Annotated in this window: 20 protein-coding genes (1 of these 20 only partly in view); 10 read left to right on the top strand and 10 right to left on the bottom strand. The window is 53.8% G+C overall.

All coding sequences use genetic code 11. The annotated features are described in order from the left end of the window. Both DG177_RS13150 and DG177_RS13145 read left to right on the top strand, forming a co-directional pair. Positions 1–1,396, top strand: partial view of an oligosaccharide flippase family protein gene (locus DG177_RS13150; protein ID WP_108811895.1) — the 3' portion only. Its footprint begins 116 nt before the window's first position; the window shows 1,396 of its 1,512 coding nt (coding positions 117–1,512); the start codon falls outside the window, past its left edge; it ends in the stop codon at positions 1,394–1,396. 43 nt (positions 1,397–1,439) lie between these two features. Next, positions 1,440–2,243, top strand: coding sequence for a TIM barrel protein (locus DG177_RS13145; protein ID WP_108811894.1), 804 nt, complete (start codon positions 1,440–1,442; stop codon positions 2,241–2,243). Between the two features lie 14 nt (positions 2,244–2,257). Here DG177_RS13145 and DG177_RS13140 read toward each other — a convergent pair whose 3' ends face one another. Continuing rightward, positions 2,258–2,686 carry a CBS domain-containing protein gene (locus DG177_RS13140; RefSeq protein ID WP_108811893.1) on the bottom strand — a complete coding sequence of 143 codons (429 nt, stop codon included), beginning with the start codon at positions 2,684–2,686 and terminating at the stop codon, positions 2,258–2,260. A 140-nt stretch (positions 2,687–2,826) separates the two neighbouring features. Here DG177_RS13140 and DG177_RS13135 point away from each other — a divergent pair, with 140 nt between their 5' ends. Together DG177_RS13135 and DG177_RS13130 are read left to right on the top strand one after the other, a co-directional pair. After that, entirely contained in the window at positions 2,827–3,126 is a 300-nt protein-coding gene (locus DG177_RS13135; protein ID WP_108811892.1) for a hypothetical protein, read from the top strand. Beyond that, positions 3,119–3,535, top strand: coding sequence for a hotdog domain-containing protein (locus tag DG177_RS13130; protein WP_108811891.1), 417 nt, complete (start codon positions 3,119–3,121; stop codon positions 3,533–3,535). Before DG177_RS13135 ends, DG177_RS13130 begins: the two co-directional genes overlap by 8 nt. 35 nt (positions 3,536–3,570) lie before the next feature. On the opposite strand, the gene DG177_RS13125 is transcribed toward DG177_RS13130, so the two are convergent. Continuing rightward, positions 3,571–5,118: a hypothetical protein gene (locus tag DG177_RS13125; RefSeq protein ID WP_108811890.1), complete on the bottom strand. Its 1,548-nt coding sequence runs from the start codon at positions 5,116–5,118 to the stop codon at positions 3,571–3,573. A gap of 33 nt (positions 5,119–5,151) precedes the next feature. Continuing rightward, positions 5,152–6,531, bottom strand: a complete 1,380-nt coding sequence (locus DG177_RS13120; protein WP_108811889.1) for a DUF4139 domain-containing protein — start codon at positions 6,529–6,531, stop codon at positions 5,152–5,154. Between the two features lie 248 nt (positions 6,532–6,779). Here DG177_RS13120 and DG177_RS13115 point away from each other — a divergent pair, with 248 nt between their 5' ends. The 4 genes from DG177_RS13115 (at position 6,780) to DG177_RS13100 (ending at position 9,505) form a co-directional block, all read left to right on the top strand. Next, positions 6,780–7,247, top strand: coding sequence for an SRPBCC family protein (locus DG177_RS13115; RefSeq protein ID WP_337658826.1), 468 nt, complete (start codon positions 6,780–6,782; stop codon positions 7,245–7,247). Between the two features lie 88 nt (positions 7,248–7,335). Beyond that, a complete protein-coding gene (locus DG177_RS13110; protein WP_108811887.1) occupies positions 7,336–7,803 on the top strand; it encodes a hypothetical protein in 468 nt (155 codons plus the stop codon). A gap of 222 nt (positions 7,804–8,025) precedes the next feature. Then, positions 8,026–8,664, top strand: a complete 639-nt coding sequence (locus tag DG177_RS13105) for a TetR family transcriptional regulator (protein WP_108811886.1) — start codon at positions 8,026–8,028, stop codon at positions 8,662–8,664. 70 nt (positions 8,665–8,734) lie between these two features. After that, positions 8,735–9,505, top strand: a complete 771-nt coding sequence (locus DG177_RS13100; RefSeq protein WP_108811885.1) for a TSUP family transporter — start codon at positions 8,735–8,737, stop codon at positions 9,503–9,505. 90 nt (positions 9,506–9,595) lie between these two features. Here DG177_RS13100 and DG177_RS13095 read toward each other — a convergent pair whose 3' ends face one another. The 4 genes from DG177_RS13095 to acnA form a co-directional block, all read right to left on the bottom strand. Continuing rightward, positions 9,596–10,003, bottom strand: coding sequence for a hypothetical protein (locus tag DG177_RS13095; RefSeq protein ID WP_108811884.1), 408 nt, complete (start codon positions 10,001–10,003; stop codon positions 9,596–9,598). Between the two features lie 248 nt (positions 10,004–10,251). Next, positions 10,252–10,788 carry a VOC family protein gene (locus tag DG177_RS13090; protein WP_108811883.1) on the bottom strand — a complete coding sequence of 179 codons (537 nt, stop codon included), beginning with the start codon at positions 10,786–10,788 and terminating at the stop codon, positions 10,252–10,254. Then, entirely contained in the window at positions 10,785–11,438 is a 654-nt protein-coding gene (locus DG177_RS13085) for a carboxymuconolactone decarboxylase family protein (RefSeq protein WP_108811882.1), read from the bottom strand. The genes DG177_RS13090 and DG177_RS13085 overlap by 4 nt, the downstream gene beginning before the upstream one ends. A 44-nt stretch (positions 11,439–11,482) precedes the next feature. Further along, on the bottom strand, positions 11,483–14,161 hold the full coding sequence (gene acnA / locus DG177_RS13080) for an aconitate hydratase AcnA (protein WP_108811881.1): 2,679 nt from the start codon (positions 14,159–14,161) through the stop codon (positions 11,483–11,485). Positions 14,162–14,783: 622 nt separating this feature from the next. Here acnA and DG177_RS13075 point away from each other — a divergent pair. Then, a complete protein-coding gene (locus DG177_RS13075; protein WP_108811880.1) occupies positions 14,784–16,586 on the top strand; it encodes a P-loop NTPase fold protein in 1,803 nt (600 codons plus the stop codon). 58 nt (positions 16,587–16,644) lie between these two features. Here DG177_RS13075 and DG177_RS13070 read toward each other — a convergent pair whose 3' ends face one another. Next, positions 16,645–17,196 carry a hypothetical protein gene (locus tag DG177_RS13070; protein ID WP_108811879.1) on the bottom strand — a complete coding sequence of 184 codons (552 nt, stop codon included), beginning with the start codon at positions 17,194–17,196 and terminating at the stop codon, positions 16,645–16,647. A gap of 104 nt (positions 17,197–17,300) precedes the next feature. Here DG177_RS13070 and DG177_RS13065 point away from each other — a divergent pair, with 104 nt between their 5' ends. Then, positions 17,301–18,191, top strand: a complete 891-nt coding sequence (locus DG177_RS13065) for a hypothetical protein (protein ID WP_108811878.1) — start codon at positions 17,301–17,303, stop codon at positions 18,189–18,191. A 9-nt stretch (positions 18,192–18,200) separates the two neighbouring features. Here DG177_RS13065 and DG177_RS13060 read toward each other — a convergent pair whose 3' ends face one another. After that, on the bottom strand, positions 18,201–19,628 hold the full coding sequence (locus DG177_RS13060) for an ATP-binding protein (RefSeq protein ID WP_108811877.1): 1,428 nt from the start codon (positions 19,626–19,628) through the stop codon (positions 18,201–18,203). After that, entirely contained in the window at positions 19,625–20,347 is a 723-nt protein-coding gene (locus DG177_RS13055) for a response regulator (RefSeq protein WP_108811876.1), read from the bottom strand. Before DG177_RS13055 ends, DG177_RS13060 begins: the two co-directional genes overlap by 4 nt. Positions 20,348–20,403 lie beyond the last annotated feature (56 nt).

Below are 20,403 nucleotides of genomic sequence, written 5' to 3'. Positions count from 1 at the left end.
TCTGGCGGTTATCCGCATCCTTGATCCGAATGATTATGGTATTTTCGCGATGACGCAGGTCATACTCGTTTTTTTGAGCTTTATGAACGGATATGGCCTCGCCAGTTCGATCATTCAGGCCGAAAAAGTAGATCCCATCCGGATTCGACAAGCCTTTGGTATGCTTTTGCTCCTTAATGGTGGCATTGCGATTCTCCAGATATTGCTCGCACCGCTCGCGGCCGACTATTATCGCCAGCCGGTTGTGGAGGACCTGCTGAGGGTGCAGGCCTTAATATTCCTCGCCACGCCTTTCATGGTTTTGCCCGAAGCGCTGATGACCAGAAACCTGGAGTTCAAGAAGCCGGCGATCATCAATCTCATCTCTGCGATTGTTGGTGCCGTGGTCGCTTTATACTTCGCGCTTAACGGCCATGGCGTTTGGACACTTATATATGCGCCCCTCTCAATCTTCTGGACGCGAGCTATCTGCTTGGTGATTGCAGTCCGATTTTATGTCTGGCCCAGCTTTAACTTCAAAGGCGCCGGAGCGATGTTCGGATTCGGTGCAACGCTGCTTGCGAGTCATCTGTTTTGGACCATCCAGAGTCAGTCCGATATTTTCATCGCTGGCCGGGTTCTCGATCCGTATGAATTGGGGCTCTACGCCGAAGCCCTTTTTCTCACCACAATCTTTGCCGCAAAATTTGTCCCGCCACTCAACGAAGTTGCATTTCCCGCTTACTCCCGTCTGCAGGATGACCCCAAGGCATTGAGCTGGTCCTTTTTAAAGGCGGTGCGCCTCATCATGCTGATCTCTTGTCCGCTTTATTTGGGGATGTCGGTTACCGCGGCGCCTTTGGTTGGCACCTTATTTGGTCCCAAATGGCTAGAGATGACTCCCTTTGTCAGCATATTGGCATTGGCGATGCCGGTGATGACTCTGCAGATACTATTCGCACCCGCCAATAACGCGGTTGGCAAGCCGCAGATTACAGCCAGAGCCTCTTTTGTCGGCGCCATTTTAATGCCGATCACCTTTTTGATCGGCTTGCAATGGGGCGCTTTGGGGCTCGCATGGGGCTGGGTGATTGCTTTCCCGCTCCTCACTGCGTTCACTTTCATGCAGTCTTATCGCCACATCGGAATCAACAGTCGCCAGTTAGCAGGTGCCATATGGCCCGGTCTTTCCACATCCATAGCGATGGCAGCGATTGTCTATTTCGCAGATCAGTTCTTGCCCGAGATGATCGTCTATGCGCGCTTGGCCATATTGGTGGCCATTGGTGGACTAGCCTATGTTGGTTTATTGTGGCTGCTGGCCAAACCGACTTTGCTCGAAGTCATCCAGCTTATTATCCGAAGAAAGCCACCCCAAGCGGAGGCAGAGATATCGGCATCCCAAAGCCCCTCTTAAAAGCGTGCATTGCATGGCGGCAAGCATCAGCTAGGCCGACAGCATGTCCCAGATATTGTCTTTGGCCGCTGGCACCCTTCCCGAATTTCTACCCGATCAGGTTGCTATTGCTGCCGGGCAGGCCGGGTTTAGCCATCTCGGCTTTACTATAGAACCAGAACATTGGAACGCGGCACAAGCCAGGGCGACTATGGCCGCGCTCCGCCAGTATCAACTGCAGGTACTTGATGTCGAGGTCATCTGGATTCCCGAAGGCGGCAAATTAACCGACGACCACCGGCTGATTATCGATGCAGGAGCGCAGCTCGGCGCATCGAACGTTCTGGTGGTCAGCGCTGAACCCGACCCCAAGCGCACCGCAGCCGCGATGCACCAGCTTTGCCAATGGGCCGCGCCAGCCGGTATCCGGGTCGCGCTTGAATTTTTGATGATCACCGCCGTGCAGTCGCTCGACACTGCTCTCGATATCATAGCACACTGCGATCATGATTCCGCCGCCGTGTTGATCGACACGCTTCACTTTCAGCGTGCCGGCCATGCGCCCGCCGATCTCAAGGCCGTTGACCGCAGTCTGTTGACCTATAGCCAGATATGTGACGGCAATCTGCACTGCGCGGATAATTTCGACAGCTATATGGAAGACGCAGTTGATTTGCGCAGCGTGCCGGGCGAAGGTGAGCTGCCCCTTCCGGACATGTTGGCTGCTCTGCCCGCCGATATTCCGCTCAGTCTGGAAGTCCGGTCCAAAGCCTGTCGTGATAACTATCCCGATCCGGTGGAACGAGCCAAAGCAGTCCGCCAGAAAACTCTCACCAATCTTGACGCTATGGGTGTTGCGATTCGTTAGGCAGACCGATGGGATCAGGCGCTTTGGATATAGTTGCGCATCGCCGCCGCTTCGCTCTCAATCTTGTCGATTCGATATTTGACCAAATCACCAATTGATATGAAAGCGACGAGATTGCCGCCGTCGACCACTGGCAAATGACGGATGCGGCGCTTGGTCATCAGCGAGAGCGCTCCGATGGCGCTTTTTTGCAAGTCGACCGAAATCACATCAGCCGTCATGACATCTGCGACGCGCTTGTCCAGCCCCGCAGGTCCCAAGCTTTGAAGGCAGTGCAAAACATCCCGTTCAGAGAATATCCCGGCGACCTGGTCGCCATTCATTACCGGCAAAGCACCAATCCTTTTCTCCGCCAATATGGCCACAGCGTCAGCAACGCTATGATCTGCCGTGCAACTGAAAATTGGTCCTTCACGACCCTGTAATATCGCCTGTATTGTCATTTGCGCCCTCTCCCCATATCCAAAATATCTCCCTGATTCCTTTTTAGAGCATGATATATAGCACAGATTTCGTCGAAGTTGGACTTGATGGCAAATCGAATAGGGTTCAAAGAAGATTCGCCCCAACGGAGTTACGAAATTTGCCTGGTCCCTCACAGCTAGATGACCCTTTATATGCCGGTATCGCATGGTCGCGTTATTGGCGGCTGATGCGCTGGATGAGTGCGCTCACCTTCATCTGCATCTCCGCTGCACTGGGCTTTCTATATTATCTCCACGGACTGGTTTCGGTTCACATGTATATAGCTGCCGCGGCGGGCGTTGGATTGGCAGTATTATTGACCGCGGCGTTGATGGGACTTGTGTTCCTGTCCAGCGGCACCGGTCATGATGACTGTATAGATGATCCGGTCAGCCAGGATATTTCACCTGATGAGTAACGAAAAGCTGAGCAAGCTGATCGCCCTGCAGCCTGTGCTGCGGGTGGCGCCGCAGCCGCGCGACCTTAACAATAATGGCCACATCTTTGGTGGCTGGGTTCTCTCGCAGATGGATATTGCCGGCGGCATCATGGCTGCTCGTGTAGCGCAAGGGTCGACAGCGACTGTTGCGATTGAAGCCATGTCCTTCCTCGCCCCCATCCTGACTCGCGATATTGTCTCGGTCTATGCACAGGTAGAGCGGATCGGCACCACATCGGTCAGCCTGCGTATTGATGTCGTCGCCGAACGCAATCGCGGCGAAGAACATGTGCCGGTGACCAGCGGGCTATTCACTTTTGTGGCTCTTGATGAAGATCACCGCCCTCGATCAATCCCGGACAGTTCGAAAACCAAATATCTCAGCTGAATTCCAGCAACCGAGGAATAAGACTCAGCTTCCCGCTATCGGCGCACCACCTGATAGGTCAGCATACGCTTGCTATTGGCTGGCACCGTTACCTTCCAGAAATCCTTGCCGTCCTTGCGGCCAAGCTTTTGACTGATTTTGCGCAGTTTTTCATCATCATCATGATCAATCTTGATCTCCACCTGCGCTGCCGTACGTGATGCGTTGGTGAGGGTCAGTTCCATCGCTGTCCAGCTGCGGTCCTCATTATCAACATTCTCGACCGCTTGGAGTTGATAGCGGACCAGCGGACTTTCTCCGATGCTGACTTCCACTTCTTCACCAATCGCCTTGTCGTCCATGCCACCTTCACCGAGCAACAGGCGTTCACCGGCCGCAGCCTTGAACGCAACCAGCTTCCCAGCCGGAAGCGCCAGTCCCAGGCCGTCCCGTTTCTTGTTCTGAAAACGCAACGTAGTCACAAGCGGGGTGGCATCACGATAATTATCCGCCCAGATCTCAGCTTCGTAAATCTGCACGAAGGGAATCGCGGTCTTCTCAAACATTGCCACCTGTTTCTGGCTTTGCGAAGCAACGGTCACGGGAACAGATATGCGATAGAGTTTAAGGTCGCCGAGATCTTCCTGTGTGGTTTGAACTTTTCTGGCGGTCACGCCCATCACATCAGCGGACATTTCCATAGCCATGGGCACCATCATCGAAGTCGGAGGGGGAGCTGGAACACCACCCAAGCGGCTGCGGTTAGCTCGATATCGTGCGATGATGTCGCTGGTCGTACCCTGTGGCCAACAAGCCAAGTTGATCGAACCACCACTTGCGTGCTGAATATTATCTCGGCCCTTATTCGGTTGCCCAGCTACCGTTTGAGTTTGGGCATTGGTAAAACTTGTCTCGTCGCCATTGGCCAAGGTTACCCACGAGAAGAGGTTCAACTTCTTGCCATCAGCGCTGACGTCAGCGACATAGTTGGCCTGCCAATCAAAGCCGGTAGCAAGATAGGAAAGCGTCACAGTTGCACGTGTTGGTGTGGCTACCCGGCTTTTGACTGACAAAGTGGGCTTGGCGGAAAGGCCATCAGGAATAGCCGGATAGACAATCGTTTCATTGAGCCCCGTGCATTGCAGCGCTTCAAAACCCTCTGCGGTTTGCAGCACCACACCGCCACTGGCATCGGTGCGGATTTGCGCATCAAACTCCCTGGTCTCACCAGTTACTGCGCTGGTCCTGCGGATTGTCACGCCGCGGCCCAGATAGCCATTGAGCAGAGCAGAGGGAGACAGAAGCGCCGCATCGCGGTTCTTCTCAATCACGCCATCCGGCAGGCCTGTCACAATAGCCGATTGTGGAATGATCCCGCCCGCAACACCTTCAAAACGCAAGTCCACTTCACCCGCGGGCAGTGTGACCGTGCGCTGCTCGGTAATCAAGGCATAGCCGCCGAGATAGTTCAGGTTCATCCCGTTGTCACCGGTGCGCCGCGGATCGCGATAAACGGTCACCGATACCGAGGACGGGCCGTCCGAGGTCACAAGCTGACGCGCCCAATCCGATTGGGCCGCGCTTGGGGCCGCGGCCGCAAACATAAGGAACGCTATGAGCGCCCGCGCTATCATGGTCTAGAACCGCGTCTCAAAGGTTGCGGTTACGGTTGCCCGCCCATTGGCCGGTACCGGGACTTTCCAGACAATGCTGTTGGAGGACCGCCGCTCGCTCTTGAGACTTTCGTTGACGATCCGGGTGTCGCTCCAATAGAAATCCAATCCGTCTTGAATGAGCGAGACCGTCACCGGCGTCGAGCGCGCATTGGTCAGCTCATAGGACATGGCGCTGCGCCATTTGGTGGATGACAGCCGCCGCCTTTCGGTCACGGTTGGCTTTACCTTCACATCAAAAGCCTCCCCGGTTTTCAGACCCAGCTCGGATCCCATCGGCGTATGGCCAATATTATTTTCGCCAATAAATTGTGGCTGGCCAGAGGCGTCCTTCATATAGACGCGAACCGTTCCGGCAGGCAGCGCATCGCCGAGGCCGCCATCAGCTGATGCGCTGAACTGCAATACCGTCGCCGCGCTCTGCGGTTCGTTTTGTGTACCGAGCCAGCGATTGGTAAATTCATAGGCTTTTTGCGCCGAAGCACCAGTTACGTCGAGAAAGCTGACCTGCTTGGTCTGGGCATTGGCGATCGTGGTCCGTGCTGCCAACGGATAAAGATAAAAATCGCCAAGCGATTCCCGATTGGCAGATTCCGTTCCGGCGCGGCGGATATTATTCCGGCGGTTCGAGCTGCGCTGGCCATTGACGCTGGGCGTGCCAGCCACCAGCAAGGTTTTCGCATCATTGAAAGTCGTGCCGGTATTATTGGTCAAGGTCACCCAACCCTGGACGTCCATCTTGCCGGCACTTTCATCGAACAACGCAACATAATCGGCTTTCCAGCCCATGCCGCCAGTCAGATAACTGAGCTGCGCGGGCCTGGTACCACTGCGCGTGCTGTTCAATGTAACGGACAATGTTGGACGCGCGCGCAGATTGTTGGGAACCTTGTCAAATATAACCCGTGTTGGCAGGCGGTCATCACGCAGCACTTCGATACGCCCGCCAATTTGCAGGACAACGCCGCCATTGGCCGCCAACACTTTGGCGCGCTCCCGAGTTTCCCGGCCCGTGGCAGGATTAATCCGCACGATGGTAACCGTCTCGCCAACGGCTTTCTCCATCAGTTTCTGCGGGGACAACAGGTCATAGTCAAAATTCTGTTCGACAATTCCAGTGTTCGCGGCATTAAAACCAACGGTTTCCGCACGGATCTGTCCGGAAACCCCGGGGAAGGTCTGTACCGAGCGCCCCGATGGAATATTGAGGCGCCTTGTATCCTGCACCAACGCCAGATTGTTGTTGTAAATCGTAACCGCTATTTCACCCTGACCAGAGGACTGGCTGATCGCCGGAGTTGCAAGGGTGGCCAAGGCCAGACCTGTGAAAGCAAGAAACCGCATATTCTCTCTCCATCGTTCGTATGGCACGGCCTAACGTCACCTAAATGAATGTAGCTTAAACAACTATCAGATTCGTTCTGCAACTCGGGATTAACTGCCACCTTATTGCGATACCCTTTAGTCTTAAGGAAAGAGCATTGAAGAATATGTTGGTCGGGATCGGGAACTTAACCAACAGGGATCATGGCCCAGAATGGTTTTCTGAGGTATAGTGAACCATTAAACCTGGGCAGATTCAGGAGACCCTTGTGCTTTTAATTCCCCGTCCCGACCTTTCAGCGCGCCCCCTCCAAATAACTTGTGAATGCACGATTGAAGCTGAGCCGGACGAAGTCTACGCCGCCTGGACGGAAAAGTTGGACATCTGGTTCGCTCAACCCGGAACGCTTTCAATGGTCGCTGAGCGGGGGCGGCCATTCTTCTTCTACAATCGAGACGAATGGGGCAGACATCCCCACTATGGACGTTTTCTCGATGTGAAAGCGAATAAGCTCATCGAGCTGACCTGGATAACGGGAAACGGAGAAGCCGTTGGCACCGAAGGCGCCGAGACGATCCTCAGGATCGACCTCATTCCCAAAGGAGCAGCGACCAAAGTCCGCCTGACCCATTCGGGTTTCATCGATGAGAAGTCCCGTCTCGGACATCAGGAGAACTGGCCTTTAGCCCTTGAGCTATTGAACGATGTCCTGAAGGATCAAGCCAACATCCGCTAAAACAAAGTGACCGCTTTATCTGGAAAGCGGACATTAGCGAGTTTGCCTTCTGTGTTGCACCGATTTGGGTAGCGTGCGATGTGGAATTATGGATGCTCACACCTTGTTCGCGACATTTGCCGAAAATTTAATCGAAACAAAAGTAGCCCATGTTTGGCGAGGACATGGCTCCGCTCTATTTCTGGAACTTGGCAACCTTACTCCGCGGACCCGACGTGATGGAACGCCCGGCGATCCAAAAGGCGAGGTCACCATATGCATCGAGTGGAGTTGGAGAATTGAAAACGATACAGCCATCATATGCGGAAGCTGGAGCGATGAGGAGCTTTGGGAGAGCAGTTTCGATCAGCTGCGGCAGCAGCGTGTGAAGAAACTTGAATTATTTGGCCGGTTGCCAGAAATTGAACTGACATTGGATGGCGGAAATCGATTGCTGTCTTTTTCAACTACAGATGGTCAGCCTCAATGGTATGTGACCGATCATCGTACTTTACCTCACCGCTGGTTTTCAACGCGCGATGGGGTTTTACACTTAGGCGATGGCACGGAAACTTAAATAGTTCCAGTGTCCGCTTTTGCGCCCAAAGCAGACATCAAAGCATCGCCAAGAATCTGTGACTTTCTTTACTAGCATGCACTGTCGGCGTCCAAAGGCTAAACCAGATAGCCATGATCCCCTTACGTCTGGGGTAATTGAAAAATAAAAAAAAATATCTTTTATCATAAAACCGTCTCATCTATATATTACAGATACGTGAAGCAAAGCAGGAGTCCTCCGATGCCCCGTCCTGAAACCGATATTGAAGCCGGTCGTGAAAAACTTATTCAAACCGCGGAAGTGATTATCCGCGAACGCGGTGCGATTAATTTCACCATTACCGATCTGGCGGCCGAAGCAGGAATGTCCCAGTCCAACGTCTATCGCTTCTTTGAAAATAAGGACGAACTAGCAGAGGCAATGGCGGGGCGCTGGTTTGCGGAATTGATCACGATTATCGAGGATTTGGTCGAGGCGAACATGCCCGCCCGACAAAAGCTCTTTGAGTTTTTTGCCCGCCGGCTGCAGATCAAGCGTGCCCGCTTTGAGGAAGATCCAGACCTTTTCCGGTCCTACATGGAATTGGGTGACCAGCATTTTGAGGTGATCCGCGGCTATGTTGATCTTACCGACCATTATATGGCGATCATCCTCGCCGAAGCGATGGAAGAAGGCTATTTTGAGGGACTGGAGCTGGATCAGATCGTCTCATTGGTCAACACGATGGTCCAACCATTTTGCAACCCCAATCTTATGATGGATATGATGCACCTAGCCGATGAAGATCGGCTCCATCAGGTCATCGACACGATCCTCATGGGCCTGAAAGCACGCAGCAAGGACGCCTCGAAAAAGGCAAAACTCCATATTGCGAGCTGAAGCATCGGCCGTTGCGTCATGTGATGAAATGGGCGGTTGCCCTTGATCTCAAAATCGGCAAAGAGCCAGCATGATCGACACGCTCAATATCTGGCTAAATGCCCATGCCGGACTGAATTTGCTCCCGTTCCTGCTGGTGTGCTCCATTGTATTTGGCGCTGCCTTTTTCCGCGGATTGACCGGGTTCGGCTATGCGATACTGGCGGTTCCGCTCGTCAGCCTGGTTACTGCGCCAACAACGGCGGTGATCATGGCCATATTGATGCAACTGATTATCGGACCCTTTGGTATTCGCAGCGCGGTGCGCGTGATCGACCGGCCAATGGTGGCCAAGATAGCGGCCTTATCCTGCTTGCTAACACCGGCGGGCCTATGGCTGCTCGATATCGTCAGCGCTGATCTCGCGCGGCTGATCATCACGATCATCGCCATTGGTAGCTTTCTTGCCTTTATGATGAAACGCCCCCCGGAGATGAACAGCGCGCCTCTTCATATCCTGATGGTTGGCAGTTTGTCGGGTCTGCTCAATGGCTTTGCCGCCATGCCCGGTCCACCCGTAATTCTGCATTTTGTCCGCAAAGCTGTTCCGCCAATAACCGCACGCGGGTCGATGATCACGATTTTCTTTGCTGCGGCCACAATGGCAACAGCAGTCGCCTGGTGGCGCGGGATGATTGATGAACAAATATTGGTTCTTAGTCTGCTCGCCTGCCCGCTGATGATCAGTGGCAATCATCTGGGCGCGCGATTTTTCGGCAGCATATCCGAGCCGGTGTGGCGCGGCTTTGTTGTCTTTCTGCTCGGGATTGCAGCCACAATGGCATTGATCAAAGCCTTTTAGGGAATCAGGCGGCACCTTCGACTAAAAAGACACCGCCTGACCCTGCGACCCTGCACTTAACACTAAGCGTGCAAGGGCCTTTCCGCCGACTTACCGGTGACGGAAATTCCGGTGGCCATAAAATTTCGAATGGCCGAATTTGCTGAACTTTTTGTGATGCCCAAAGCTGCGATCACGATGACGGGAGATCCCTTTATGATGACCGAAAACCTTCTTGTGCTTCAGGTGCGATTTGCCGTGATGCAGACCGCGATGATGACCAAATCGGCCGTGCGAACGAAAGCCGCCCCGATGGCCAAATCCGCGTGATCGGAAATGCCCGCGGTTCTCAGCCTTGCCTTGCAAAGCGTCAGCTGAAACTGGCGTTTCGACGCCATTATCAACCACGATGGTTGCACCGGAAGCTGCGACATTATCCGCCAGATTTGCCGCTTGTGCAGGTGAGATGGCGACCAATGCGAGAAGGCCGGTCATTGCTATTGAAGTCAGTTTTAACATTTCTATTCTCCGTTAAGTGTGATGCTCAACGGTTCGAAAATGGCCTGACTTTGGTTACAGGTTTTGTGAGCACAAGCCACAAAGACGCCATGATTATCGGCCCTGTAGCAACCAGTTGGAAACAATTTTCTCCAGCTATTCTGCCAAAGATAGGCTCTCCGATCTGTCCGGAAAGTGACGATTAGAAAATCGAAAATAAAATGATGAAACTGTGAGGATTCATGATCGAGATTTCGCGTTTTCGAATTTCAACCCTGATAATCCGACGCAAGCCACTGCTTCATTTTTGCTGGTGGCGGTGTCGGCTTCATCTCTTTTTCATCCAGTGCAGCCAGCGCGCGTTTGCGTTCCGCTTCCCCAAATTGGCCCGTGGTCAGGCAAAACTCGACCATATTGCCATTAGGATCGCGTGTGTAGATGGAGTGACACCAATTATGGTCAATTTCCAGCACATCATGGCCTGCCGCATTCCATTGTTCCCGCCGCTCGGTCAGCTGCTCGGCGCTGTCCACGCCAAAACTAATATGGTTGGTGCCGGGCGGGGTTTTGGCTGCAATGTTCAGATCAAACTCATGATCCTCTTGCCCGGGCACATCGTGCAATTCCCAGAAAGCGATAAACTTGCTGTCATCACCGTCCATCCGGTAGAAAAAATGCTTGCCCCAACCACCGCCCATGACAGACGCAATTTCCACCGTCACCAGTTCAAAGCCCATAGTGTCTTCATAAAATTCATGAATAGCCGTCATGTCTTTGGCCGCTAGTGCGAGATGATGGTAGCTCATGTGGCAGTATCCTTCCGTTTATCGACCATACCCATCACGTCGGCAGTCGCCCCTTCCGGTGCCGGGACTTCCGCTACACGCTCATCAACGTCATCAAATTCCAGCCGCAACGCGCGGCTCATTACTGCGTGCATCATATAGGTGCAGGTGATGTAGGTTAGTTCGATAATCTCAACTTCGCCAAGATGCTTCTTTAGCGCAGCGAAAACGCCATCCGGAACCCGGCCCCGCTCCAATACCAGACAATCTGTATAAGCGAGTACGGCGCGCTCAACTGCATTGAAACACTCTGCCGTGGACCAGTTCGGGATTGCCTTGACCTGTTCCTCCGAATAACCCTCAAAGCGCATAGCCTTGCTATGCTGAGAATAGACAAACTGCGAACCCACCGCATAGCCTGCGCGAATCTGCCCTAATTCACGGAGTTTCGGATCCAGTTTGCGTTTGGGCGAACGGTAAAAACCAAAACCTTCGGTGGTGTGCTTAAAGGCATCAGGGACCTGTGCAAAAACAGTCCACCAATTGCCAGGAGTCCCGGTTGCGGTTCCCGGATCCGCTACCGGATCACGATCCCCGAACAACGTTTTGTAAAGCGCCAACACATATTCGTCGGTGACTTCATTGCGGGGAATTTCGCGCAGTCGGGGCATGGGTTTCTCCTATGCCCCGACTATGCACATAATTTTCGCGCTTGCTAGCCCGCCAGATTGCGCAGCACGTAATGGAGGATGCCACCGTTGAGGAAATATTCCATCTCGTTCGCGGTATCGATCCGGCAGAGCGTGTTGAACGTTTCCGTAGAACCATCAGCGCGGGTCATTTCAACCTCAACCGTCTGGCGTGGATCCAGCGTTGCGACACCCTTGATAGTGAAGCTTTCGCTGCCATCGAGGTTCAGGCTGTTACGATCAACACCTTCGGCGAATTGCAGCGGCAGCACGCCCATTCCGACCAGGTTTGACCGGTGAATACGCTCGTAGCTTTCGACAATCACCGCGCGGACACCCAGCAGGTTCGTGCCCTTCGCCGCCCAGTCGCGGGAAGAGCCGGTACCATATTGCTCACCACCAATGACAACCAGTTCATTGCCGTCGGCTTTGTGGCGCATCGCGGCGTCGTAGATGGGCATGATCTCACCATTATATTTGGTGTAACCGCCTTCTTTGCCGTCGGCCATTTCGTTTTTGATGCGGATATTGGCGAAGGTGCCGCGCATCATGACATCGTGATTTCCGCGGCGGGAGCCGTAGCTGTTGAAGTCCTGCTTGGCCACTTGGTGGTCGCGCAGATACTCTCCGGCGGGGGAGTCTTCCTTGATCGCACCGGCGGGCGAGATATGGTCGGTCGTGATCGAATCTCCCAATAATGCCAATGTCTTAGCATCAACAATGTCCCCAACAGGCTCCGGCGTCATGGTCATGCCATCAAAATAGGGCGGATTGGCCACATAAGTTGACCCCGCACGCCACTGATAGGTATCGCCCCCGGTCACATCGATATCCTGCCACGCCGCGTCACCTTTATAGACATCGGCATAGCGGCTCTCGAACATCTCGCGAGACACCGCGCCGCCCATGGCCGCATTGACCTCATCATTGGTCGGCCAGATATCGCGCAGATAGACATCTTCGCCATCGCTGCCCTGCCCGATCGGCGTTTCGTACATATCCTCACGCACCGTGCCTTTCAGCGCATAAGCCACCACCAATGGAGGACTCGCGAGATAATTGGCCCGCACATCCTGAGACACACGACCTTCAAAGTTACGGTTGCCCGACAATACAGACGCCGCGACCAGATCATTGTCATTAATCGCCTTGGAAATCGGCGCCGGCAATGGCCCCGAATTCCCGATACAGGTCGTGCAGCCATAGCCCACCAGGTTAAAGCCCAGCGCGTCAAGATCCGCACTCAATCCCGCCTTGTCGAGATAGTCCGTCACCACCTGAGACCCGGGCGCGAGCGAACTCTTCACCCATGGCTTGCGCTGCAGGCCCCGCTCCCGCGCCTTGCGCGCGACCAGACCGGCGGCGATCAGCACGCTCGGGTTGGAGGTGTTGGTGCAGGATGTAATCGCGGCAATGGTCACATCGCCATGGCCGAGATCATGGTCCACGCCATCCACAGCCACCCGCTTGTCGGGATCGGATGATTTAAACACATCGGTAATGTCCTTGTTAAAGCTCTCGTCGAGATCCGCCATCGAAACGCGCTGCTGCGGCAATTTCGGACCCGAAAGCGATGGCACAACGCTGGTCATGTCGAGATCAAGCGTCTTGGTATAAATCGCCTCTGGCGCATCATCCAGACGCCAGAAACCCTGCTCCTTGCTATAGGCTTCACACAGATCAATATCCGCCTCGCTGCGGCCGGTCAGGCGCAGATAATCCAGCGTCTTGTCATCAATCGGGAAGTAACCGCAAGTCGCGCCATATTCCGGCGCCATATTTGCAATCGTCGCGCGATCCGCGAGCGACAGGGCCGCCACGCCCGGTCCGTAAAATTCCACAAAGCGCCCAACCACGCCCACTTCGCGCAGCATCTGCACGCATGTGAGGACTAAATCCGTCGCGGTAATACCCTCGGCCAGCTCGCCAGTGAGTTTAAAGCCAACCACTTCGGGGATCAGCATCGAGACCGGCTGACCGAGCATCGCGGCTTCCGCCTCAATACCGCCCACGCCCCAGCCGAGCACGCCCAGGCCGTTGATCATCGTCGTATGGCTGTCGGTGCCGACACAGGTATCGGGATAGGCCACCATATCGCCATTTTGATCCTGCGAGCTCCAGACCGCTTTCGCGATATTTTCCAGATTCACTTGGTGACAGATTCCGGTTCCGGGAGGCACCACGGAGAAATTGTCAAACGCCTTCGATCCCCATTTCAGGAATTCATAACGCTCCATATTGCGCTGATATTCCAGCGCCACGTTATTTTCGAACGCTTGCGGCGTGCCAAATTCATCGACCATGACCGAGTGGTCAATCACCAGATGCACCGGCACCTGCGGGTTAATCTTCTGCGCGTCACCGCCGAGCGATTTAATCCCATCGCGCATCGCCGCGAGGTCAACAACGGCCGGCACACCGGTAAAATCCTGCATGAGAACGCGGGCCGGGCGATATTGAATTTCCGCGCTGCTCTTGGCCTCTTTCTGCCAGTCGACCACCGCCTGAGCATCGCCAGCTGCCACGGTGTGGCCGCCATCTTCAAAGCGCAGCATATTTTCGAGCAGGACTTTCAGCGTATAGGGCAGCCGCTCGATATCCCCGAGCTTCGCCGCCGCCTTGGCGAGCGAATAATAGGCATAGTTGGTGCCGTTAACCGAGAGGGTCGAGCGTGTGCCCAGCGAGTCTTGTCCTGTTGTTGTCATTGCGAAAATGATCCTTTTCTAATGCTATTTGCCCTGCCCAACCGAACCAGCGGGCCTGTCCGCCGAAGCCTCGGCGTAGGCGGAGAATCGATGTTCGGGAGCGCTTTAGCGCAGGGGGTGCCGGGGTGCAATGGGGGGAACCCAAGTGTTCCGCACTTGATGCGGAACCTAGGGTGAGGTTACGCCGAACTATCGGCAAGCACTCTAGGCCCCGGATCGAGTCCGCAGTACCAAGCCCCTATCGTTATCCCGAACACTCATAGTGATGGGGTACCGAGGTGGCCACGCGAAATGCGTGACGACGGATAGAGGAGGCAAAAGATCTCCCTATTCGAATGCCTACCTCGCGCGACGATGGCTAATCCCAGTATTCACTATAGTATGCACAGTGAATCGATATATTGTGATTTACAAGCAGTTACATATCAGTTGACCGTTTATAGTATAACGGATACCGACGGAGGTGCATCGACAGATCCCAGTCTGCCTAAGATAGTGCTGCGCTATTCGCTAAAAATCCGATTCCAGAAAGTCCGGCAAGGTGGCTTGGATTAATTTTGGAGGTTTTTATTTACTCATAAAAAATATAACTTAAGTAAATGATGGATGGAGGGGGAGAACTATGAATTATAAAAATAATTCCCATTTAGAGGATTATCTTAAATACTTTTTTCCATTGGACAACCCAGGATATGCAGTTCTCATAGAAGGACAATGGGGAATAGGTAAGACGTTCGTCACTAAAAAAATTCTTCAAGGAATGAAGAAAGACTATCTCTACGTGAGTTTGTATGGTGTTTCTAGCGATGCCGAGATTGAGGATGCCATAATCGCGCAAGTACTTCAGAATTCCTTTGGGGGTCTTTCTAAAATCACAATGAAAGCTATCAGTTATTCTAGCCAGATTGTTCGCGGCAATTTAAAAAAGCTGGGTTTGGAAAAGCTAAATTTGTCTGAATTCTCTGAGAAGCTCAAAAACAAAATACTTGTGTTTGACGATCTGGAACGCTCGAATTTAGACGTATCTGAATTGTTGGGCCACCTTAACACATTTGTCGAGCATGCTGGCCTCAAGGTTATCCTGATATGTAACTCAGAGCAATTTCCCGATCCCGAGAAATTTCGAGAAACCAAAGAGAAAATAGTTGGTCATACTCTAATTGTCCGACCCGAATTCGGAGACGCTTTCAGTGCTTTCTGCCAACAGATACATTGTCCAAAAACAAAAAAGTTTCTGAATGAGAATGAGGCTCTTGCAGGCAACATCTTTAAGCAATCTGAATCCAAAAACCTGCGTGTTTTAAGACAAACACTACATGAATTTGAAAGACTCTATCGTTGCCTTCCAAATGAGGTTGAAAATTATCCAGAAAATTTAAAACTGCTGTTTAGCATATTTGCGGCCTACTCATTCGAGACTAAGCTGGGTCGGCTCCAAAAAGCCGATTTCAATAATCGGGCATATAGTATCGTTTGGGCTGGAATTAGACAAAAGGGGAAATCGGATGAGGCTAAGTCGGCTATCAAGGTTTCATCAGAGCGTTACGCTGGAATAGATCTCACCGACAGTGTTTTGACGGATGACCTTTTAGCGGAGATGCTATTTGACGGTAGATACGACAAAGCAAAGATTCGCGCATCAATTGAAGACAGTCATCGCTTTCGGTCAATAGAGAGGGAGCCCGAGTGGAGAACAGTCTGGCATTGGGCTGAAAGAGCTGATGAGGCTATCATCAGTGCATTCGAGACTCTGCTGAAAAACTTTAATGCTCGAGAATATACAGAAATTGGTGTTATTCTTCATGTGTTTGGAATTATGTTAGGCTCGGTAGAAAAAAAGCTTTCGTCGTTCACAATTCCCCAAGTCAAAGAAATGTGCCGCTCTTATGTGGATGACATTTTAGAAAAACAGTCGCTTGAAACTATTGATGATAGATCGTCATTCACATTTGGTGACAGTCATGGGCTTGGTTTCACAAATGAAGATTCCGACGAATTCCGCGAACTTCGAGAATACCTGCGCACAGCTAATAAGACTGCTTTATCCCAGAATTATGATCATATCGGTATGGAGTTAATAGAAAACTTGCCCGACCAATGGTCTGAATTTTGCGAGAAAGTCTGGGGAGATGGAGCTAAAGGCAACTTCCAATACAAACCGATTTTTGCAAACGCAGACGAAGGAAAGTTCGTTGCCACGCTTCTATCTTTGGAAACGCATATTCAAAGGAAAGTTTTTCAAGCTCTCAACTATCGCTACCGAGAAGGTAATCTTGAAACCAACTTACCAAGTGAACGGCAATGGGTTAAGCGTGTACGTGACTTGTTGCTGGACAAAAAAAATGAAATGTCCGGACTACCGGGTTATAGATTGGACAGGTTTGTCGAGTGGACTTTTACCGGGATCAAGCTCGAAGCGAGTTGAAATATAGCTACTTACATGAACGTTGTTCTAGCGCACGAGAAGCAAAGGCGTTGCAGATTTAGACGCCATGCTTACCTGCGAAATGTTGCGCAATATTTTCTAAACAAATCCGTTCCATTGCGCTCTTGGAATCCCGTTCAACAACAACGCAATAGAAGCCTTTGTCGAACAAACTGTCATAGTGATAAACGAAACTCGCGCGTTCATCTTTCACGTAACTGCTGTTCGTATAATGATATTCTATGTTGTCCTTTGCATCGACCAAATCGCACAGATATTCATCATATTCCGGATCATAATCGACAGGAAATGGTTGCAGATTTAGCCGTTCGTCTTTGGAAGCATGATCTTGATCAAGATAAAAATACCCATCGTCAAACCCATCGGCGTCGAGATTCATACCATAGCCCAGGATGTTTTTATAAACGACCGAAAGGCATAGCCCTTTATTCTCGGGTCCGCCCTCTTTGCCAAGCCGGATCGGAATTATCGTAAGCTCTGGCTTTCTTAACTCGTCGCCTCCGCTGGCATCCTCAACTGCGCAAGAAGTTGACGCAAACGCAACAATGAACAGAGACGAAAAACCGATGAATCTTGACGCTATTTTCATTTAACCAAGTAATTCCATTTTATCCCCTTTCCTACAACCCCCACCTCTTGATACACCGGCCCGAATCAAAAGAACAAATCAGGGACGAAAGGGCCACTCCCCCCATGGAAAATGATCCGTCTGATGACCCGCCTTCTCCCGCTAACCTGCCCATCCCCGCCGAAGAGGCGGAGGCTCCGGAAACGCCCCGCGAAAAAGCTTATCGCGAAAAACCCTATCGCGTACGCCATGATGGCTGGACGGCGGAGCGGCAGAATATTTTTATTGAATCGCTGGCCAAGACGCGCTGCGTTAGGGACGCCAGCCGCATGGCAGGGATCAGCTGGAACAGCGCTTATAATCATCGCAAGCGCAGCGCGGCCTTTGCCGAACGCTGGGCCCTCGCGCTGCGCCGGTCAGACACGACCATTGGCGAAGTCACGTGGCAACGCGCGGTCGAGGGCGTGGAGGAGGATGTCTGGTATCATGGCAAGGTCGTGGGTCAGCGGACCAAATATGCCAATGACCTGCTGCGCCTGCTCTATCAGCATGACACCAACGGCGCCGCGCGCGACGCGGCGGGGCGCTTTGCGCCGGCGGGTGAGGGGGCCGGTGATGGGGTTGATGATGGCGCTGGTGATGGGGCTGGTAATGAGACTGGGGTGGAGCCAGATGCAGGGGCCGAGACTGTCGCGGGCGGGACGATCATCCCGGACTGGCTCGCTTTGCCCGCGCCGCAGCCGGGCCAGCCGCCGGACACGCTGGAACAGAAGCTCAAGAAGATTAACGTCAAGCTCAACGCGTTGGGCAACCGCAATATCAACCTGCGCACCTGTCAGGGCATGACCGATGAAGTGGTCGAAGCGGTCCAGCGCTTTGTCGCCGGCGGGCGGGTGATGCTGCCCTCCAAGATGAAATGGCTAAGCCCCGAGCGGTTCGCCGAGGCCAAGGCCGACTATCTCGCCACCCATCCCGGCGGCGTCCCCAAGGATGCGGACGGGGCGGGGTTGGAATAGGGGCGGGAGTTAAGCCGCGTCCAGAATCAGTGAGGCGCGCAGGCCGCCTTCCTCGCGATTTTCCAGCCGGACATCACCGCCATGATCGCGCATGATTGCGCGGGCCAGCGTCAGGCCGAGGCCCGAGCCGCCAGTGGCGCGGTTGCGCGATATCTCGGCGCGGGCAAAGGGTTCGAACATCGCCGCGATCTGATCCTCGGCAATGCCGGGGCCTTGATCATCCACATGAATCACCAGCTTGTCCCCGCTTTTATCCCCGACTTTATCCCCGTTTTTTTCCACAGAGATGGCGGCGCTCTGGCCATATTTTACCGCATTGCTGATCAGGTTCCTCAGTGCTCGGCGGATCAGGGTCGCGCGGATATTGGCAGTGGTGCGGCCGCTGCGGGTGAAGGACACGTCCGCGCCCATATCGGTAAACTCATCCGCCACCGTCTCGATCAGCGCGCTAATATCGGTGGGCTCTGCCGCTTCCTGTGATCGACCGAGCCGCGCCAGCGACAATATGTCATCGAGCGTCCGGTCCATATCATCAATCCCGGCAATCATCCGCTCGCGCTCATGGTCATCCTCGACGCTTTCCACCCGCACCCGCAGCGCCGCCAATGGCGTACGCAGATCATGGCCGATTGCGCCGAGCATCACGTCTTTCTCATCGAGCATCGCGCCGACCCGGCCGTTCATTTCATTAAACGCGGCGATCAGCTGCCGCGTGTCGGGCGGGCCGCTTTCGGCTATCGGTTCCTGCGCGCCGGGGCGGAAATCCTCCGCGCCCTTGGTCAGCGCCTTGAGCGGGCGGGATATATGGCGGCCCAGCCAGATGAGCGGGAGCAGCAGGATCAGATAGATGACGGCGGTCTGAAACAGCAACGTGCGGACCAGCCGCGGATTGCGGTCGCGCACGGTCGATGCGATGTTGAGCCACTGGCCGTCCGCGATCTGGGCTGACATCAGGATATAGCCGTCAATCGGGCGGGGCTTGTTGCGATAGCCAACCGCGCGCATTGTCTTGCGCCGTTCACCGCCGCGGCCGATCACGCTGTTAGTCATATTGGCGGGCAGCGTCTCAACTTGCGCAACCTGCACCGCCAGCACGCCAATGCCCATATTCGCAAAGGCCCGCGCGGCGCGCTCTTCCACCGCCGGCAGCCGCGTTTGGCTGGGGCTAATCGCGCTTTGCACGGTAACGCTGGGGCGGTTGCGGCGTATCCGCATCTTGCCATCGCGCCGCAGCCGCCGTTCGCGAAAACCGGGTTCGCTCATGCGTTCGACCTCGCCGCTAATCCGGCCTGCGGCCGCCACCGTTGCTTCCACAATTTTCTGATTTTGCGCGCCGCGATATAGCAGCACGATATTGATTGCCTGCGCGATTAACAGGGTGACCGCGACAAGCGCGAGCAGCTGGCCGATCAGGCTTTTGGGCAGCAGGCGCTTCATAGCGTCTGGACGTCCCCGGCCAGCACATAGCCGCCGCCCCAGACGGTTTTGACAATCTCTGGATGTTTCGGATCCGCCTCGATCTTGCGGCGCAATCGGCTGATCTGGTTATCAACCGCGCGGTCAAAGGCATGCGCCTCGCGTCCCTGGGTGATGTCGAGCAGCTGATCGCGGTTGAGCACCTGACCCGCCCGCGAAAGCAAGGCAAGAAGCATCTGATATTCGCCGCTCGACAGCGGCACCGTCACGCCTTCGCTATCGATCAGGCTGCGCTGGTCGGTCTTGAGCGTCCATCCGGAAAACTGGTAAATCGCACCGCTGCCGGGCTTCACGCCATTGCCATTGCCATTACTGGTGCGCCGCAGCACGACCTTGATCCGGGCGACCAGTTCTCGCGGGCTAAACGGCTTGGTCACATAGTCATCCGCGCCCAGTTCCAGACCGACAATACGTTCCAGTTCTTCTCCTTTCGCGCTGATGAAAATCACCGGTATCTCGGTTTTTTCCCGCACGTGCCGGCAGAAGCTCAGCCCGTCTTCACCGGGCATCATGATATCGAGCAATATGATGTCAAACTGAAACGCGTTCATCACCGAACGCGCCTGGCTGGCATCGCTCGCTTGCTGCACACGAAAGCCCTGTTTGGTCAGATAGTCGGCTAATGGCTCCCGCAAAGAAGCCTCGTCATCAACTAATAATATATGCGTTTGTCCCGACATCTGGTTCACCTAACACAGGAATAGAAAAAAGGAACGGATCACCGGCGCTGTTACGG

The sequence above is a fragment of the Sphingorhabdus sp. Alg231-15 genome (assembly GCF_900149705.1).
GTDB lineage: Bacteria > Pseudomonadota > Alphaproteobacteria > Sphingomonadales > Sphingomonadaceae > Parasphingorhabdus.
This window is presented reverse-complemented; position numbering and strand designations above follow the sequence as displayed.

Bases quoted from the DNA above. Each gene is read 5' to 3' on its own strand.
- DG177_RS13095 (WP_108811884.1), bottom strand. From the start codon at position 10,003: ATGTTAAAACTGACTTCAATAGCAATGACCGGCCTTCTCGCATTGGTC.
- DG177_RS13055 (WP_108811876.1), bottom strand. From the start codon at position 20,347: ATGTCGGGACAAACGCATATATTATTAGTTGATGACGAGGCTTCTTTG.
- DG177_RS13060 (WP_108811877.1), bottom strand. From the start codon at position 19,628: ATGAAGCGCCTGCTGCCCAAAAGCCTGATCGGCCAGCTGCTCGCGCTT.
- DG177_RS13130 (WP_108811891.1), top strand. From the start codon at position 3,119: ATGAGTAACGAAAAGCTGAGCAAGCTGATCGCCCTGCAGCCTGTGCTG.
- DG177_RS13085 (WP_108811882.1), bottom strand. From the start codon at position 11,438: ATGCCCCGACTGCGCGAAATTCCCCGCAATGAAGTCACCGACGAATAT.
- DG177_RS13110 (WP_108811887.1), top strand. From the start codon at position 7,336: ATGGATGCTCACACCTTGTTCGCGACATTTGCCGAAAATTTAATCGAA.
- DG177_RS13090 (WP_108811883.1), bottom strand. From the start codon at position 10,788: ATGAGCTACCATCATCTCGCACTAGCGGCCAAAGACATGACGGCTATT.
- DG177_RS13070 (WP_108811879.1), bottom strand. From the start codon at position 17,196: ATGAAAATAGCGTCAAGATTCATCGGTTTTTCGTCTCTGTTCATTGTT.
- acnA (WP_108811881.1), bottom strand. From the start codon at position 14,161: ATGACAACAACAGGACAAGACTCGCTGGGCACACGCTCGACCCTCTCG.
- DG177_RS13100 (WP_108811885.1), top strand. From the start codon at position 8,735: ATGATCGACACGCTCAATATCTGGCTAAATGCCCATGCCGGACTGAAT.
- DG177_RS13145 (WP_108811894.1), top strand. From the start codon at position 1,440: ATGTCCCAGATATTGTCTTTGGCCGCTGGCACCCTTCCCGAATTTCTA.
- DG177_RS13065 (WP_108811878.1), top strand. From the start codon at position 17,301: ATGGAAAATGATCCGTCTGATGACCCGCCTTCTCCCGCTAACCTGCCC.
- DG177_RS13125 (WP_108811890.1), bottom strand. From the start codon at position 5,118: ATGTTTGCGGCCGCGGCCCCAAGCGCGGCCCAATCGGATTGGGCGCGT.
- DG177_RS13140 (WP_108811893.1), bottom strand. From the start codon at position 2,686: ATGACAATACAGGCGATATTACAGGGTCGTGAAGGACCAATTTTCAGT.
- DG177_RS13120 (WP_108811889.1), bottom strand. From the start codon at position 6,531: ATGCGGTTTCTTGCTTTCACAGGTCTGGCCTTGGCCACCCTTGCAACT.
- DG177_RS13105 (WP_108811886.1), top strand. From the start codon at position 8,026: ATGCCCCGTCCTGAAACCGATATTGAAGCCGGTCGTGAAAAACTTATT.
- DG177_RS13075 (WP_108811880.1), top strand. From the start codon at position 14,784: ATGAATTATAAAAATAATTCCCATTTAGAGGATTATCTTAAATACTTT.